This is a genomic window from Paraflavitalea pollutisoli (assembly GCF_029360705.1).
Taxonomy (GTDB): Bacteria; Bacteroidota; Bacteroidia; order Chitinophagales; family Chitinophagaceae; genus Paraflavitalea; species Paraflavitalea pollutisoli.
Map to the genome: position 1 here is coordinate 3,188,549 of NZ_JARKMX010000008.1, position 14,482 is coordinate 3,203,030.

General features: G+C 52.2%; 16 protein-coding genes. 7 read left to right on the plus strand and 9 right to left on the minus strand.

Features of this window, described 5'->3' with window-relative positions; all coding sequences use genetic code 11:
* Nucleotides 1-26: 26 nt before the first annotated feature.
* The 4 genes from P2W70_RS26380 to P2W70_RS26395 all read right to left on the minus strand — a co-directional run bounded on the left by P2W70_RS26380 (nt 27) and on the right by P2W70_RS26395 (nt 4,743).
* The gene (locus tag P2W70_RS26380) at nt 27-1,328 is read right to left on the minus strand and encodes a TolC family protein (RefSeq protein WP_276484551.1); all 1,302 of its coding nucleotides are present in this window, start codon (nt 1,326-1,328) and stop codon (nt 27-29) included.
* A gap of 9 nt (nt 1,329-1,337) precedes the next feature.
* Nucleotides 1,338-1,955, minus strand: a complete 618-nt coding sequence (locus P2W70_RS26385) for a TetR/AcrR family transcriptional regulator (protein WP_276484552.1) — start codon at nt 1,953-1,955, stop codon at nt 1,338-1,340.
* Between the two features lie 433 nt (nt 1,956-2,388).
* Nucleotides 2,389-3,111 carry a GNAT family N-acetyltransferase gene (locus tag P2W70_RS26390; RefSeq protein WP_276484553.1) on the minus strand — a complete coding sequence of 241 codons (723 nt, stop codon included), beginning with the start codon at nt 3,109-3,111 and terminating at the stop codon, nt 2,389-2,391.
* 474 nt (nt 3,112-3,585) lie between these two features.
* Nucleotides 3,586-4,743: a homogentisate 1,2-dioxygenase gene (locus P2W70_RS26395; RefSeq protein WP_276484554.1), complete on the minus strand. Its 1,158-nt coding sequence runs from the start codon at nt 4,741-4,743 to the stop codon at nt 3,586-3,588.
* A 228-nt stretch (nt 4,744-4,971) separates the two neighbouring features.
* On the opposite strand from P2W70_RS26395, the gene P2W70_RS26400 reads away from it, so the two are divergent.
* Nucleotides 4,972-5,397 (plus strand): NUDIX hydrolase, encoded by a 426-nt coding sequence (locus P2W70_RS26400; RefSeq protein ID WP_276484555.1) that lies wholly within the window; start codon nt 4,972-4,974, stop codon nt 5,395-5,397.
* 9 nt (nt 5,398-5,406) lie between these two features.
* Here the strand turns inward: P2W70_RS26400 and P2W70_RS26405 are convergent, their stop codons facing one another.
* Entirely contained in the window at nt 5,407-6,081 is a 675-nt protein-coding gene (locus P2W70_RS26405; RefSeq protein WP_276484556.1) for a DUF2625 domain-containing protein, read from the minus strand.
* 50 nt (nt 6,082-6,131) lie between these two features.
* Nucleotides 6,132-6,347, minus strand: coding sequence for a hypothetical protein (locus P2W70_RS26410; RefSeq protein ID WP_276484557.1), 216 nt, complete (start codon nt 6,345-6,347; stop codon nt 6,132-6,134).
* Nucleotides 6,348-6,519: 172 nt separating this feature from the next.
* Between P2W70_RS26410 and P2W70_RS26415 the strand changes: the two genes are divergently transcribed.
* The 4 genes from P2W70_RS26415 (at nt 6,520) to P2W70_RS26430 (ending at nt 10,417) form a co-directional block, all read left to right on the plus strand.
* Nucleotides 6,520-7,014 (plus strand): metallophosphoesterase family protein, encoded by a 495-nt coding sequence (locus P2W70_RS26415; protein ID WP_276484558.1) that lies wholly within the window; start codon nt 6,520-6,522, stop codon nt 7,012-7,014.
* 24 nt (nt 7,015-7,038) lie between these two features.
* On the plus strand, nt 7,039-7,230 hold the full coding sequence (locus P2W70_RS26420) for a DUF5808 domain-containing protein (protein WP_276484559.1): 192 nt from the start codon (nt 7,039-7,041) through the stop codon (nt 7,228-7,230).
* A gap of 171 nt (nt 7,231-7,401) precedes the next feature.
* Nucleotides 7,402-9,981, plus strand: coding sequence for a T9SS type B sorting domain-containing protein (locus P2W70_RS26425; RefSeq protein WP_276484560.1), 2,580 nt, complete (start codon nt 7,402-7,404; stop codon nt 9,979-9,981).
* A 115-nt stretch (nt 9,982-10,096) separates the two neighbouring features.
* On the plus strand, nt 10,097-10,417 hold the full coding sequence (locus P2W70_RS26430) for an antibiotic biosynthesis monooxygenase (protein ID WP_276484561.1): 321 nt from the start codon (nt 10,097-10,099) through the stop codon (nt 10,415-10,417).
* Here P2W70_RS26430 and P2W70_RS26435 read toward each other — a convergent pair.
* The 3 genes from P2W70_RS26435 to P2W70_RS26445 all read right to left on the minus strand — a co-directional run bounded on the left by P2W70_RS26435 (nt 10,401) and on the right by P2W70_RS26445 (nt 12,718).
* Nucleotides 10,401-10,880 carry a nuclear transport factor 2 family protein gene (locus P2W70_RS26435; protein ID WP_276484562.1) on the minus strand — a complete coding sequence of 160 codons (480 nt, stop codon included), beginning with the start codon at nt 10,878-10,880 and terminating at the stop codon, nt 10,401-10,403. The genes P2W70_RS26430 and P2W70_RS26435 overlap by 17 nt on opposite strands.
* Before the next feature lie 108 nt (nt 10,881-10,988).
* Nucleotides 10,989-11,690 (minus strand): LytR/AlgR family response regulator transcription factor, encoded by a 702-nt coding sequence (locus P2W70_RS26440; protein ID WP_276484563.1) that lies wholly within the window; start codon nt 11,688-11,690, stop codon nt 10,989-10,991.
* Entirely contained in the window at nt 11,687-12,718 is a 1,032-nt protein-coding gene (locus tag P2W70_RS26445; protein WP_276484564.1) for a sensor histidine kinase, read from the minus strand. Before P2W70_RS26445 ends, P2W70_RS26440 begins: the two co-directional genes overlap by 4 nt.
* Nucleotides 12,719-12,901: 183 nt before the next feature.
* Here P2W70_RS26445 and P2W70_RS26450 point away from each other — a divergent pair, with 183 nt between their 5' ends.
* The gene (locus P2W70_RS26450; RefSeq protein ID WP_276484565.1) at nt 12,902-14,014 is read left to right on the plus strand and encodes a pyridoxal phosphate-dependent aminotransferase; all 1,113 of its coding nucleotides are present in this window, start codon (nt 12,902-12,904) and stop codon (nt 14,012-14,014) included.
* A 13-nt stretch (nt 14,015-14,027) separates the two neighbouring features.
* The gene (locus tag P2W70_RS26455) at nt 14,028-14,447 is read left to right on the plus strand and encodes a nuclear transport factor 2 family protein (RefSeq protein WP_276484566.1); all 420 of its coding nucleotides are present in this window, start codon (nt 14,028-14,030) and stop codon (nt 14,445-14,447) included.
* The last annotated feature ends 35 nt before the right edge of the window (nt 14,448-14,482 follow it).

Here is a 14,482-nt window from a genome sequence, read left to right on the forward strand (position 1 = left end):
ATCCTGTTGCTGTTGTGGTAGATGGTTTACTGGTTGCCGGCAATGGTCTCATAACTGATCTTGGCTTGCAACCATTGCAGTTTGTGGGTGATCAATGATTGCCTGGCCTGGTCTTCGGCATTGACTTCCCGCAGGTAGTCGTTGGCGGTGATGACGCCATTTTCCAGTTGTGCATTGGCTGCTTCTTTCACTTTCGCACGGAGCACAATGATCTCATCGTCTGATGACATCAGTTCTTCCAGTTTTCTCTGTTCAGACTGTTGCTGGCGCAATTGTGTATTCGTATTCAGCAGGAACAGGTCTTTCTGTACTTCCACCATGCGTTGATTGACCGTAAGCAGTTGTCGCTCTTTTTTGGTGGTATACAGGTTGCCCAGCGACCAGTTGAGGCGAATGCCGGCGATGTAAAACCAATCGAATTCGTTTTTGAGCATGTCCAGGCCCGGCCTGGCGTAACCGCCCTGTACAAACAGACTGGTGCGTGGTCGGTTCTTTGCGCTGATCAACTGGTTCTGTGATTTGAACAAGCTATCCTGGTAGGTGAATAATTTCAACTCGGGCCGGTTGACACCGGGGTCCATGATATAGGTGCGGGTCACCGGCAGTTGCAGGGCGGTGTTTTCCGGTAGTTGCTTGTTAAGAAACAGCGACAGCACTTCCAGCCATCCTTTGCGGGTGGCGCGCAGCTCGATGGTACGTTGTTGTGCTTTGAGCAGTTCGGCTTCCAGTACCAGTTGGTTGGAGCGGAAGGCGGTGCCGTTGTTGACCTGTGCAGTGACGCGTTTGATGCCCAGCTGTATATCTTTTTTGACGAGTTCGGTTTGCTTGAGTTGCTCGTCGAGCAGGAGGATACCAAGGTAAAACTGGTTGATGCGTTCCTTGACCTTGTAGAGATCGACTTCGGCCCGCTGGTCTTCGACCAGTGCGTTGACTCCCTGCAGGTTCTTCTGTGCAGCTGTTGCACCACCATCGTAGAGCAACTGCGTAGCTTCGGCCTGAATGCGGTATTGGTCTTTGGAGAGTGTGGGAATATCGAGGCCCGCTACGCGAATGGGGATGCTGGTTACGGTAGACTGGTAGCTGGCCTGTCCCGACACTGTGACTTGCGGCAGGTAACTCTTACTGAGGTTGTCGATGGTGAGGTCGGCTGTTTGCTTCACCAATCCTTTTTGCCGGATGAGCGGATAGTTTTCGCGTGACAGGTCGTAGGCCTGTTCGAGTGTAAGCAGGGTACTGTCTTGCGCGAAGGCTGGCAAAGCGCCTCCTAGTGCAAGAACTGCCAGGCCGTGTTTCATCTTTCTCTTTAACCAATTGGTTAATGTGTACATAAAAAAATTTTATGGTCTTAATGCATCGATGACAAAATCTGCCACCTGTTGTTTTCTTTCTTCTATCATGGCATTGAAGCCATGTTCACCCAGGTTGAAGACCGTCGTGATGATGGGGCGGCCTACAAAGGGAAATATGCACATCGAGATCATGTTCAGCATGAGGTGAATGGGCTTGATGGGCTTGATGGTACCGGCTGCTACTTCCCGGTGTATCTGGGCGGCAAACTCGTTGATCGGGGGCATGCGACCACCCCATATTTTCATGATGACTTCTTCGGGATTCTTGTGTACTTCGTTGAGGACAAAGATGGGGATGAAGGGGTTTTCTGTCAGCAGATTCATGTAGTTGTCGACAAACAACCTGATCTTGTCAAACAGGGGTACATCGGCTTCGAAGAGCATGCTGATGCGGGGCATGAATTTGGCGGCAGCCTCGGCAAACACCATGTCGAATAGTTTTTCCTTATTGCGGAAATAGTAATGCAGGAGCGCTTTGTTGATGCCGGCCTTGTCGGCGATGTCCTGCATGCGGGCGCCGGCCAGTCCCTGCTCGATGAACACGGCTTTAGCTGCGGTCAGTATCTTTTGTTCGGTACTTTGATCCTTATTCAACTCGTCAACCATACAGTTTAACCAAATAGTTAAACCAAAGGTATAAACAAGCTGTTCATACTGCCAAGCAAAGCGGCAGAAACTTTTCGACTTTCTATTATAGCACTGTTTATCAATATGGTAGATCAAACCGCATTTAACCCGCCAGGGTGCAGGATGAGACATTTTTGGGTATACGAAAAGTCCTTGGGGAGGTAAGTTTGCTCGCCAAAAGGGCCTTTTCGCGGGACATTCCGGGCGGGCTGAACGGGGGATTGAAAAGTTATTCATCCCCGTTGCTTGGCTAGCCGGCAGGTCTTCTGGCGCGGTGAGCCGAATGGCGCATTCGGGAGGATATTTAGTTGGTAGCCGGGAAGTGGGCTTGTGCTGGATAGTGTTTCGGCGCGGCTGTGGGCTTATTGACTATGAAGCAGTGATCAGACCTAGGTGCCCGATGAATGGGCTATTACAGTTCGCCCTGGAGGATGTAACCGCATACGCCGAAGCCTCCTTTGAGCAGCGTGGCTTTGGAGATGGCGTTCTTAATATTGCAACGGGCGGCGGGAATGCGGTGCAGGTCGTAGGCAGCCTTTTTGAGTTGTTGGACCATCAGGGCGCCGATACCCTGGCGACGACGGCTTTCCACCACTTCATAATACAGGTCGGCGTAAGGCTTGTTGTAATTGAGCATGAGGCCACCGCTGGCGATGGTTTCGCCCGCTTCGGTCAGTATGAAAGGGACATCGTTGGGATTATCGCTGCTGGCAGCCTGCCATTGTCGGTTGCCCATAGGGAAATGGGTGGCATATTGATCTTCAAAAAGAATGGCTTCTGCGTATATGCTACGCGCGTGTTCGTAGAGCATAGCGGTGAGGAGGAAATCGTTGGACTGACATTCGATAAACGGCGTCTGAGCGGCCTCCCGCAGGGCACCAAAGCATTCGCGTGCCCATCGACGATAATCGGGCAGCACATAGAATTCGAAGATGGAATCCCTGTCGGCCCGCTGTTCTTTGCCCCAGACAGATCCATACCCTACTGGCTGACCGTTGAGCTGCAGCAACCAGGCATCTGCCCAGCCATAGAGGTGGCATTTGTTGTGTACATACTGACCATTGAATTCATGCAGGAACAGCGCCCGCAGGGGCTCTATGACTGAGAGACTTGTTTTGGTGGTGGTGCAGTGCATAAACTATTTGGAGACCGGTACCCCGGTTTTGTATATTGCATAAAGCTAAAACTATCCTGGCTAAAAAGGCATGATGACCACGAATCTTATCAACGGCATTTCGATCAAACCCGCTCTGGGCGCGGCTATGCCGATCCAACACATCATCAATCCGCTTCCGGCCTGCATTTGACCCACTCCGACATGGGCTTGACATGGAGTTGACCTGGGGTTAACCTGGCGTTGACCAGCGGTGGCTTCCCGACGGCCATGGGAGGGATATGGAAGCGCAGTTAGCACGATACTCCGGTGTCGTTTGTAAGGGGATTGCGCCAAATTAGGGGCTACAACGACTACTTCCACTTGAACTTATTTGAGCATATACAGGCTGCTACTTCATCACTGAATCTGATGTAATCCCTGTCTACGTGTAGTTAAATTGCACATTGTATAAGAAAGCCACTCCCAAAGAGAGTGGCTTTTTATATTATTTCACTACTCTGCCCAACTCATGGTGTAGTTATCATTTTCAATATCGAGGGCTTCGACGGTCAATTGCAATGGATGGAATGTATCGACCATCACGGCCAGCTCTTTGGTCTCTTTGGCGCCCAGGCTTTTTTCGACGGCACCGGGATGTGGCCCGTGGGGAATTCCGCCCGGATGCAAAGTGATCATACCGCGGGTCACGTTCTTGCGACTCATAAAATCTCCATCCACATAATACAACAACTCGTCGCTGTCGATATTGCTGTGGTTATACGGCGCAGGCACCGCCTGGGGATGATAGTCGAACAAACGCGGACAGAAGGAACAAACCACATAATTGTTGCCCTCAAAAGTCTGGTGTACCGGTGGTGGCTGGTGCACGCGGCCGGTGATGGGTTCAAAATCGTGTATACTGAACGCAAATGGATAACAACATCCATCCCACCCCACCACATCGAAAGGATGATGGCCATAATGAATGCCGTACAACATACCCCGCTTCTTCGTTTTGATCAGGAAGTCACCCTTCTCATCAATCGTCGGCAGGTTTTCCGGTGCTCGGATATCACGTTCGCAATACGGTGAATGCTCCAGTAACTGTCCATACTTGCTGAGGTATCTCTTGGGAAAACGTATCGGGCTGAATGATTCAACGATAAACAATCGGTTATGCGCATCGGCGAAATGCATCTGGTAGATGGTGCCACGGGGTATCACCAGGTAATCGCCGTATTCAAACGGCAACTCGCCATACATCGTCCGCAAAACGCCTTTGCCTTCGTGCACAAAGATCATCTCATCTGCATCGGCATTCTTGAAAAAGTAATCGTGCATACTCTCTTGCGGCGCGGCCAGCACCACGTGACAATCATTGTTCACCAACACCGGCTTGCGGCTTTGCAGGTAGTCTTTTTGCGGCTTGATCTTAAACCCGTCAAAGCTGCGGTGCTTCAGCATCTTCTCTTCCGCCACGGTCGGCGCCACATTGACCGGTTCATCGGTATGAATGATGGCCGTTGGCGGATGACAATGATAAAGCAGCGAATAATCATTGGAAAAGCCTTCCGTAGAAAACAACTGCTCCGCATACAGGCCGCCATCGGGCTTGCGGAATTGGGTATGACGTTTATGGGGGATCTGTCCCAGTTTATGATAATAAGGCATAGCAATAAATGTTTGATGTTCAGTAATAGTTGCCTGACAAGAAAAGCAGCCATCCGGCCTGCAGGAGAGGTAGAGGTTCGCTGTACGATCATGCGAACGCAGCGGTCTATCGCGAAGCTTCGAGGGACACCATCAGGAAATAATATTTCCAGCGGCGTTTATCGATCCAATAAGTGAAATTGCGGTGGAATGGCATAATTTCAATCGTTGCTCTAAAGATAAGAAATAATGGAACAATCTCCCGGAACGGTCTCCCTGCACACTGTCGGCCTGCTCATTATCCGCGAGCGGAAGCTGCTGCTGGCATTCAGCAACAACAAACAATGCTTTTACCTGCCGGGCGGCAAGATCGATGCCGGCGAAACGCCGGAAGCAGCTCTTTGCCGTGAAATTGAAGAAGAGTTGAACATTCATCTTACGCCTGCCGATCTCACCTTCTACACCCATACCACGGCGCCAGCCTATGGTGAAAAGACCGGCGTGATCATGGAGCAGGAATGTTTCCTGGTACACAAAGCGGTAGCGCCGGTAGCTTCCGCGGAAATCGGTAAGCTCGGTTGGTTTACCCCGGCGCTTTATCAACAGGAGGTGAATCAGGCACCCGGGGCTGTTATGATCCTGGATCAGCTACAACGGGATGGGTTGATCGATTAAGGCCTCGTGTTAGCGAGTGGCTTGACGGCTAAAATCCATACTCACGCCATACATCTCTTCGACGGGAATAGCAGTCCTTTGATTCGTTTGTATATTCTTCCCTTCCTTTGTCCACAGTGGAGGAAGCATCATAAACGTTTGATCACCCGGCAAAGCCACGACATCGGCCTGCCAGCCCTCCCAGCGATACCCTTCATAAAAGCCAGCCACATCACCCTGAAAACAAAACATCACAAAACTGGTATAGGTCATGTCGAGGTTCTCCCACTCCAGCGTATCGGGACCAAAGTAATAAACGGCACCCAATGTATCGGTCCCAAAATAGCCTCCATTGACTGCAAAGAACCCACCTATGGCGTCGTCGGCGACCAACCACCAGGCAGGGCGCATACCGTATTCCTGAAATGTTTTACCCAGGTTCCAGTCGGGCAGGTTGCGGGGCAAGCGCGGATGGCCCGATCCCAATATCCTGATCCACCCGTCATCGATCAAGATGCCGCCTGAATGGTAGGCAACAGCCCCCAAGAGCGACCGGGTTGTTACCTGAATACTATATAGTGCCTCGCGGGCTTTTGTTTCATCGGCCGGCAGCAGTTCTACATTGTTGACTGCTGCCTCTTTCCATTGGAGGATCTGCGGCCAGGCGGGGTCCTTTTCATCGAGTAGCTCTTCAAATGTGCGCATGGTTCAACATCAGTTTTAGGTACGGGGAAGTTTGTTATAGCTGTTTCATACTACTTCAGCAATATCCCGCGCAATGCTTCTGCATCCGTCTTATTGGCTTCTATTTCTCCGCAGCGTTCCCTAACAAATGTTTTCAGGTAGCTGGTCGGCTCACTGGCCCCTGCCGTGAGGCCCGCAGCATTGTTTGTCAGCAAAACGATCAATTCTTCATCCGACTTCCGACGATAGGTAGCCTCTATCATCTGCCGGTCTACGGTGTCGCTCATGAGACGGGGTTATTTTGACTGCCAAAATACTCAATCTGGCGGGTGCCGCAAGTACCTGCGCCAAGATTTAGCATTCCGGGCATCTTACATTTGGCCGAGCGGGCACGATTGATTCTTTTTGTGCTATATGGCAGTGGGCAATCTTGTTATCTTTGCGCCTTATTTTTTCTGCATGACGCGAATCGGATTGATATCAGACACCCATAGCTATCTCGACCCAGCGGTTTTCAAGCATTTTGACCAGTGCGATGAGATCTGGCATGCCGGCGATTTCGGCACCCTGGAGCTCGCCAACCAACTGAAAGATTTCAAACCGCTGAAAGGCGTTTTCGGCAATATCGATGGCAATGATATCCGGCAGGCATTTCCCGAAACCCTGCGCTGGCATTGTGAGGAAGTGGAAGTGTACATGACGCATATCGGTGGCTATCCCCCCAAGTACAACCCGATCGTGAAAAGGGAGCTGACGGCCCGTCCACCGCAACTGTTCATCGACGGCCACTCACATATCCTGAAAGTGATATATGATGAAAAGCTCAGCTGCCTGCATATGAATCCCGGCGCAGCAGGGCGGGAAGGATGGCATAAAGTGCGCACCCTCATCACTTTCGTCATCGACGGCAACAACATGCGCGACTGCAACGTGATCGAGCTCGGCAAGCGATAACGGTAGGTTTCGTAATTTTGCCTGATGCAAGATCCGGTAGACGATAACGGTCGGTACATATGGAACACGTTCTATTTCAACCGGGAAGACAACAGGATCATAGTGCCCAAACAACAACGCGGACTGGGCTTCACGTTCAACTTCGCCCGCCCCGCTACCTACGGACTGCTCATAGCCTTACTGCTGCTGGTATGGCTGCTGGCCCGAACCGCCTAAGCCCTGAAAAGATTAATCCCCCACGGCCAACCTTCTCTCCAAAAATTCGTAAATTATGGATAGAAGTTTCAGACACGATTTAACCCACCAAATCACATAGTCATTGCTGCCATTGTACATACCAATGGATACCTTCGCATGAGGACAGGTGGCCTTGCCCTTTTCTTCCTCATGGCGTGCCTTTCCGCCCGCGCAGATCACATCACCGGCGGCGAAACTTATTATACCCTCATCGGCAGCAGCAACGGTCAATTTCATTACCGCGTTACAGTCAAGCTTTTTATGGATTGCTTCAGCAACCGGCAATTCAGTAACCCTGGCATCATCGGTATTTTCAACAAAGGCAATTACGCCCGCGTAGAGGATGTGACGGTCCCCCTCGCCATGCAGGAAACACTGAACCTTACCAATGCCGGCCCCTGCATCTCCAACCCTCCAGCAGTATGCTACCGGGTAGGCTACTACGATTTCGACATCTCCTTACCCGGTTCGGTAGAAGGCTATGTGCTGGCCACGCAGGTCAACTACCGCATCAACGGCATCAGCAACCTGGTATCGGGCTACAGCAATATCGGCGCTACGTATGTGGGCGAAATTCCCGGCACCGCCTCTCACACTGATGGTCCCCGCAACAACAGCGCTCATTTCACCGGCAGCGATATGGTAGTGGTATGCGCCAACAATGCTTTCTCCTATAGCTTTGCTGCCCGCGATCCCGATGCCACCGACGAGCTGGCGTATTCATTTTGTGAAGCCTATACCGGTGGCTCCGTTGGTGGTGGCGGCAATGCCACGCCTCCCAACCAACCTCCCTACTACTCCGTTCCCTATGGTAACAATTTCAATGGCAGTGTGCCCCTCGGCGCTACTGTACAGATCAACCCATCTACTGGTCTCATTACCGGCATTGCACCGGATGAAGGCACCTACGTGGTAACCGTGTGCGTACAGGAGATACGCGACAATAAGGTGATCGCTACCCAGCGAAAAGACCTGCAGATCAAAATCACCTCCTGCAATATCGCCGCGGCTACGATCCCAGCTGCCTATATGTTGTGTGGCAATACGCAAACCATCGGACTCAATAATCTATCGGTGAGCCCGCTGATCAGTAGTTATAATTGGGAGATCTCCACGAGTAGTGGCAACCCATTGTTCGCCGCTACAACTGCTACTGCCGGCTATACTTTCGCCGACACCGGCACGTACCGCATCAAACTGGTGATCAACCGCAATGGTCAATGTGCCGATTCGGCCAACGCGATTGCCCTCGTATATCCTGGCTTCGAACCGGACTTCAGCTTCGTGGGTATCTGTGTCAACAAGCCGACCCGGTTTCGTGATATCAGCACCTCGGTGTATGGTCGCGTCAGTGGCTGGTCGTGGGATTTTGCGGAACGCAGTGATCCAACTGCCAGTTCCCAGCAACAACATCCCACCTATACCTTTCCCTCACTTGGCCCGCGCACAGTGCGACTCATTGCCAGCGATAGCAAGGGATGTATCGATACGGTCTCCAAACTGGTATCGATCGTCGACAAGCCGCCGATCGTTCTGGCTTTCCGCGATACCCTGATCTGCATACCCGATGCCGTACAACTGAATGCCGGCGGGGGTGGCGTGTTCAGCTGGACGCCCACCGTCCATATGACCAACGCCAATACACCTACCCCCACCGTATCACCCACTACCACCACCAAATACTATGTGGACCTCGATGACAATGGTTGCCTCAACCGCGACTCGGTGCAGGTACGCGTGGTGGACCACGTAACGCTTCAGGTGATGGATGATACACTCATCTGTGCTGGTGATCCCATTCGCCTGCATCTTACTTCCGACGGGTTGCAATATGCCTGGACGCCTGCCCAGCAACTCATCGACCCCAGAGCGGCATTTCCCCTGGCAACCACGCCAACCACTACCCTGTATGGCGTTACGGCCCATATTGGCAGCTGCTCGGCTACCGGCGACGTGCGGGTCAATACGGTGCCCTACCCGGTTGCCAATGCCGGCCCCGACGTCATGATCTGCTTCGATGCAGCCGTACAGCTGCATGGCAGTACCGATGGCAAAACGGTTGTCTGGACACCGGCCGCCACCCTGAATAATGCCGCCATTCTGGAACCGATGGCCAGGCCCAAGGGCAGCACGCCCTATATTTTAGCAGCCTATGATACGAAGGGTTGCCCCAAAGCAGGACTCGATACGGTATTGGTGACCGTATTACCGGATATACTTGCTTCTGCCGGCAGGGATACGGCCGCTGTGGTGGGCCAACCTTTGCAATTGAAGGCTACCGGGGGCGTTCGTTACCGCTGGTCGCCGGGAGAAGGTTTGTCGGCCACAGATATCCCCAACCCGGTGGTGACCCATTTTACGGAATCGACTGGTTACAAATACAAGGTGCTCGTCTACAACGAAGCGGATTGTGTAGATTCCGCCTTTGTGCAGGTAAAAGTATTCAAGACCAAACCTTCCATCTTTGTACCTACTGCTTTCTCACCCAATGGCGATCGCAACAATGATGTGTTCCGGTTTATAGCTGCCGGCATGGAACGCGTGGAGTATTTCAACGTCTATAACCGCTGGGGGCAGTTGGTATACAGCAGCCCTTCATCCATCAATAGCTGGGACGGCAAGGTAGGCGGCAAAGAGCAGGCGCCCGGCCTGTATGTATGGGCCGTGAAAGCCATCGACTACACGGGTGCGGTATACCTACAACGCGGCACCGTGACACTCGTGCGATGAGTACCGCCCCAATCACCATTAGCAGGCAATCTTTTTCTTTCTCTCGACAAGTATCGACTATTTTCTACCACCAATACCGGCAACATGTACGAACTTACGGTAAACAATACAGCCTATGATCTCCCGCATCTGGCATGGACGCACGCGTACGGAAGATGCCGCCGTATACCGTCAATATGTTGTCGATACCGGCATTCCCGATTACCTCGCCACGCCCGGCAACCGAGGTGCTGAGATCTGGCAACGGGAAGAAGGCGACGTCACCCATATCTGGACCATCTCCTGGTGGGATAGTTTTGAGCACATCCGCGATTTTGCCGGTGATGATGTCGAAAAAGCCCGCTACTATGAAGATGATAAAAAGTACCTGCTGGAGTTTGAGCCACAGGTGCAGCATTGTGAAGCGTATGTTTTCTCCCCTACTCTGCCGCGGTAGCCGTATCGGCCTTGATCTCGACACAATGTTCGGTGAGGAGCTTTAATTTACCCTGCTGCTTTTGGATGACCAGCCCGCAACGTTGGTTGTCTTTGAACGGTGTGCCTTTCCACAAGCCGTTGCCTTGCCAACGAGAGCCCACGATGGCCGTGTTGCCATCGATGCGGATATCAAGTTCCGTACGACTGGCCTGCAACACGTTGTAATAATCAGCCCCCAGCACTTCGAGGTTGGCCTCGCGATTGGTCATGCCTCCTATGGAGGTGAAATACACATAAGCGCGGCCATAAAGACTATCCATTTCGGATACCTGTTTACTGTTCCAGGCACTGTCGTAATGCGCCACAAAAGCCTGTACTTCCTCCTGTGTAATGTTTTCCGCCGCGGGTGTCACAATGGTCGATTGCTGCATGCAGCTGGTGTACAGGCTCAGCGTCAGCAGCATGGTGATTGGTAAGCGCATGGTAGTTGTTTTGGCATGAATTTACCCCAATAAACAATCGTGCCGTAGTAGCCGGCTTGTTAATGTAGCCAGGCCACCGTCATAGGTGGCTGAATGTGGCCACAACGTCTACAGAAGACCTTTACTGATGCGCGCGTGAAATGCCTCCCGGTATTTTTCGCTGATGGGAATGCGCTCGATGCCAATATGCACATGGTTGTCTTCGATACGCCGGATATGGTGCCTATTTATGATGTAGGACAGGTGTACCCGGGAAAACTGTGCCGGCAGGGTTTCCTCGAGGTCTTTCATGCGTTTGTACACCACATGTTTGGTTTCACTGGTATGAAACACGACATAATCTTTCAACCCTTCTACCAATAATACATCATTGTATTCCAGTTGCACGATGGCCTTACCAGTTTTGAGAAATAGTTTTTGTCCGCCCGTCGTGGTAGCCGCAGCAGGTGTTGCCGGGTTCAACTTTACTACTTTATTGACCGCCAGCAGAAAGCGTTCGAAGGTGATGGGCTTGAGCAGGTAGTCTACGGCATTTTTTTCGTAGCTGTCTACGGCAAATTCCGAATAGGCGGTGGTAAAAATGAAAGGTTGATCGGGTGGTAACAGCGCTACCAGTTGCATACCCGACAGGTGTGGCATGTTGATGTCGAGAAAGATGAGGTCGGGCCGGGCTGTTTTGAGGTAACTCAAGGCTTCGATCGCATTGTAGCATTTGTGCTGCAAATGCAGGTAGGGCACCTGGCCGATGTATTCTTCCAGCAGGTTGACTGCAAATGGTTCGTCGTCTATGACCAGGCAATTGATCGTCATGCTACCGGAAATTTAAGCGTGGCAGTATAGCACTGTTCGTTCTTTTCTGTTGTCAACGTAAAGTCATTTCCAAACAAGAGTTGCAAGCGTTTGCGCAGGTTGGTGAGTCCTACTCCTCCTTTACCATTGTGCTCCAGGTTATAATGGCTGTTGCGGGTGCTGAACACCAGGTATCCTCCGTCCTGTTGCAAGCTGATGACTACCTTGTTTTGGGGTACCGACTTATCGATACCATGTTTAAAGATGTTCTCTACCAGGGTGATCATCAGCATGGGCGGTATCAGCTGAGCATCATTGATGCCTTCGTAATCGAATGTCAGGGATGCCTGGTGCAGCATCCGGATCTGCTCCAGCTCGATGTAGTTCTGGAGGAATTCTACTTCTGTGCGAAGCGGCACCCGCTCGAGGGGAGCTTCATCGACAAAATAGCGCATGATATCAGAAAGCTTCGCCACTACTTCGGCCGTCTTGTCATTCTTCGTATACGCCAGGTAATAGATGTTGTTAAGGGTATTGAACAGAAAATGGGGCTGCACTTGTGCTTTGAGCAGGTTCAGCTCGGCAGCCAGCTGCTGGTGACGCATTTCCTCCTGCTTGCGTAGCAGGTGCATGTGGTCGATCGTGATGTGTAGCAAGGCGCCAAACATAAAAGCCAGGATGATCGTGATGAACGCGTAGGAGAAATGCGGCAATCCCAGATTGTAGAACGTGCTATGGCTTTTCAACAACACCTGCTGTTCGGCATACATGCGACCAGCTACCAGAATACCAATTAACACACTGCTGAGCAGGAAATAGGCGGTAAGCCGGTTGGTGCGGTAAAACCGTGGTATCAACCAGGCCGTATTGCCATACACAGCCACCAGGTAAGTAATGGTCGCGATGGTCACAGACCATACCCCATAAGAAGGCCGCTCCCATTTCTGTATGGCATACAACACCATGAATACATAAAAGAAGATCCACACTGCGGCCTGCATGCGCAACAGCTTTCTGCGTAAGGCGATATCGATCGGTGGCACGGTCATGGCTGTTCAAAGTACGCAAATTGCCGCATTCCTGTAGCAGGAGACAGCGGCCTTCGACCGATCGGGCTCCTTTTTCGACGTTTTCCGCGCCTGCCGAAGGGTCGAATAATACCAGCCTGTAGCCGAACCCGTTTCAGGCCACCTGGTCACCGTGGTAATATTGTGGCTCCAAAACCTGTCAGTATGAAACAAGTCATTGCACGCCGTGACTGGCTGAAGCAAACCTCCCTGGCGCTGGCCGCTTCTACCGGCTTTATCCCCTCGCTGTTTAACGGAGAAAGTCGTACACCACCACCAGCCGGGCCGATCCGGCTCCATGCCAACGAAAACCCTTATGGTCCTTCGCCGCAGGCCCGCGCCGCCATGGCCGCTGCGATAACAGCTTCCAACCGCTATCCCTGGGACCAGACAACGGTATTGCGGGAAAAGATCGCGGCGCGTTACGGCCTTACCCAAGACGCGGTATTGATGGGCGCCGGCTCTTCGGAGTTATTGGGCCTGATCGCCAGTTTTGCGGCACTCAAGCCCGGCAATATGGTATGCGCAACTCCTACCTTCAACCTCTGGTGGACGGCCGCTCAACAGCAGGGTTTACAAGTCGCCGAAGTACCACTTACGGCTGAGAAGGTACATGATCTGCCGGCGATGGTACAGCAGGTCAACACCAACACCCGCCTGGTGTATGTCTGCAATCCCAACAACCCGACGGGGACGATCGTAGACCATGCGGCACTCACCCGCTTCGTAACGGCCGCTTCGCAGCAAGCGCTCGTGTTGGTTGACGAGGCTTATCTCGAGTATACGGATGAACCTTCGCTGGCTCCCCTGCTACTCAACAACAAACGGCTGATCATCGTGAAGACCTTCTCCAAGATCTATGGACTGGCAGGTGCCCGCATCGGTTATGCGCTGGCACATCCCGAACTGACGCAGCAGCTGGGTCGGCTGCAACCCTGGATCAATGCAGGCCCCAGTGCCGTTTCCGTAGCCGGGGCTATCGCATCGCTGGAAGACAGCGGCTTTGTCAGCAGCTCTCGCCAGCAGAACGCCAGTGCCCGGGCCTTCACGGAGGCAGCCCTGAAAAAAGCAGGTCTTCCCTTCATCCCTTCCAACGTCAACTTCTTGTACTACTCGCTGCAAAGCGACCAGGGTAATTTCCTGCAAAAGCTGGCGGATCACCAGATCCGTGTGGGGAAGTTCGTGGAAGAAAAAGCGCGTTGGGCCCGCCTCACCATTGGCACCCAGGCCGAGATGGTATCCTTTACGCAAGTACTGCAACAACACTTTACTACTTAAAACATCAAACACCATGAAACAGATCGCATCGATTCTCCTACTTGTTATTGGTCTTTTTGCCCGGCCCATTGCCGGTGCCGCTCAAACGAATCCCGAAGAAACGGGTGTACGTGCCTGCCTGGAAAACTATATGAGTGGAGATGGCAACCGGATGGAGCTGGCTTTTCATCCAACAGCCACCATGAAATACATCGACTATCAATCGGGGGAATTTAAAGACGTGCCGATTGCCGACTTCATTGCCCGTGCCAAGGCCAATACTAAAAAAAGTGAGCGAAAGATCAGCATTGTAAGCCTGAATATCGAAGGTACGGCAGCACAGGCCAAGATACGCATTGAAAGCGGCACCGTGGTCCTCAACGACTACATGAACCTGCTCAAGATCAATGGCGCGTGGAAGATCGTGAGCAAGATCTTCTCCCGTCAATCCTAACGATAGCGGTATAGCCATGATGAGATCTGCCGGGC

Coding starts and splice junctions, on each gene's coding strand:
- P2W70_RS26380 (WP_276484551.1), bottom strand. CDS start 1,328: ATGTACACATTAACCAATTGGTTAAAGAGAAAGATGAAACACGGCCTG.
- P2W70_RS26385 (WP_276484552.1), bottom strand. CDS start 1,955: ATGGTTGACGAGTTGAATAAGGATCAAAGTACCGAACAAAAGATACTG.
- P2W70_RS26390 (WP_276484553.1), bottom strand. CDS start 3,111: ATGCACTGCACCACCACCAAAACAAGTCTCTCAGTCATAGAGCCCCTG.
- P2W70_RS26395 (WP_276484554.1), bottom strand. CDS start 4,743: ATGCCTTATTATCATAAACTGGGACAGATCCCCCATAAACGTCATACC.
- P2W70_RS26400 (WP_276484555.1), top strand. CDS start 4,972: ATGGAACAATCTCCCGGAACGGTCTCCCTGCACACTGTCGGCCTGCTC.
- P2W70_RS26405 (WP_276484556.1), bottom strand. CDS start 6,081: ATGCGCACATTTGAAGAGCTACTCGATGAAAAGGACCCCGCCTGGCCG.
- P2W70_RS26410 (WP_276484557.1), bottom strand. CDS start 6,347: ATGAGCGACACCGTAGACCGGCAGATGATAGAGGCTACCTATCGTCGG.
- P2W70_RS26415 (WP_276484558.1), top strand. CDS start 6,520: ATGACGCGAATCGGATTGATATCAGACACCCATAGCTATCTCGACCCA.
- P2W70_RS26420 (WP_276484559.1), top strand. CDS start 7,039: ATGCAAGATCCGGTAGACGATAACGGTCGGTACATATGGAACACGTTC.
- P2W70_RS26425 (WP_276484560.1), top strand. CDS start 7,402: ATGGCGTGCCTTTCCGCCCGCGCAGATCACATCACCGGCGGCGAAACT.
- P2W70_RS26430 (WP_276484561.1), top strand. CDS start 10,097: ATGATCTCCCGCATCTGGCATGGACGCACGCGTACGGAAGATGCCGCC.
- P2W70_RS26435 (WP_276484562.1), bottom strand. CDS start 10,880: ATGCGCTTACCAATCACCATGCTGCTGACGCTGAGCCTGTACACCAGC.
- P2W70_RS26440 (WP_276484563.1), bottom strand. CDS start 11,690: ATGACGATCAATTGCCTGGTCATAGACGACGAACCATTTGCAGTCAAC.
- P2W70_RS26445 (WP_276484564.1), bottom strand. CDS start 12,718: ATGACCGTGCCACCGATCGATATCGCCTTACGCAGAAAGCTGTTGCGC.
- P2W70_RS26450 (WP_276484565.1), top strand. CDS start 12,902: ATGAAACAAGTCATTGCACGCCGTGACTGGCTGAAGCAAACCTCCCTG.
- P2W70_RS26455 (WP_276484566.1), top strand. CDS start 14,028: ATGAAACAGATCGCATCGATTCTCCTACTTGTTATTGGTCTTTTTGCC.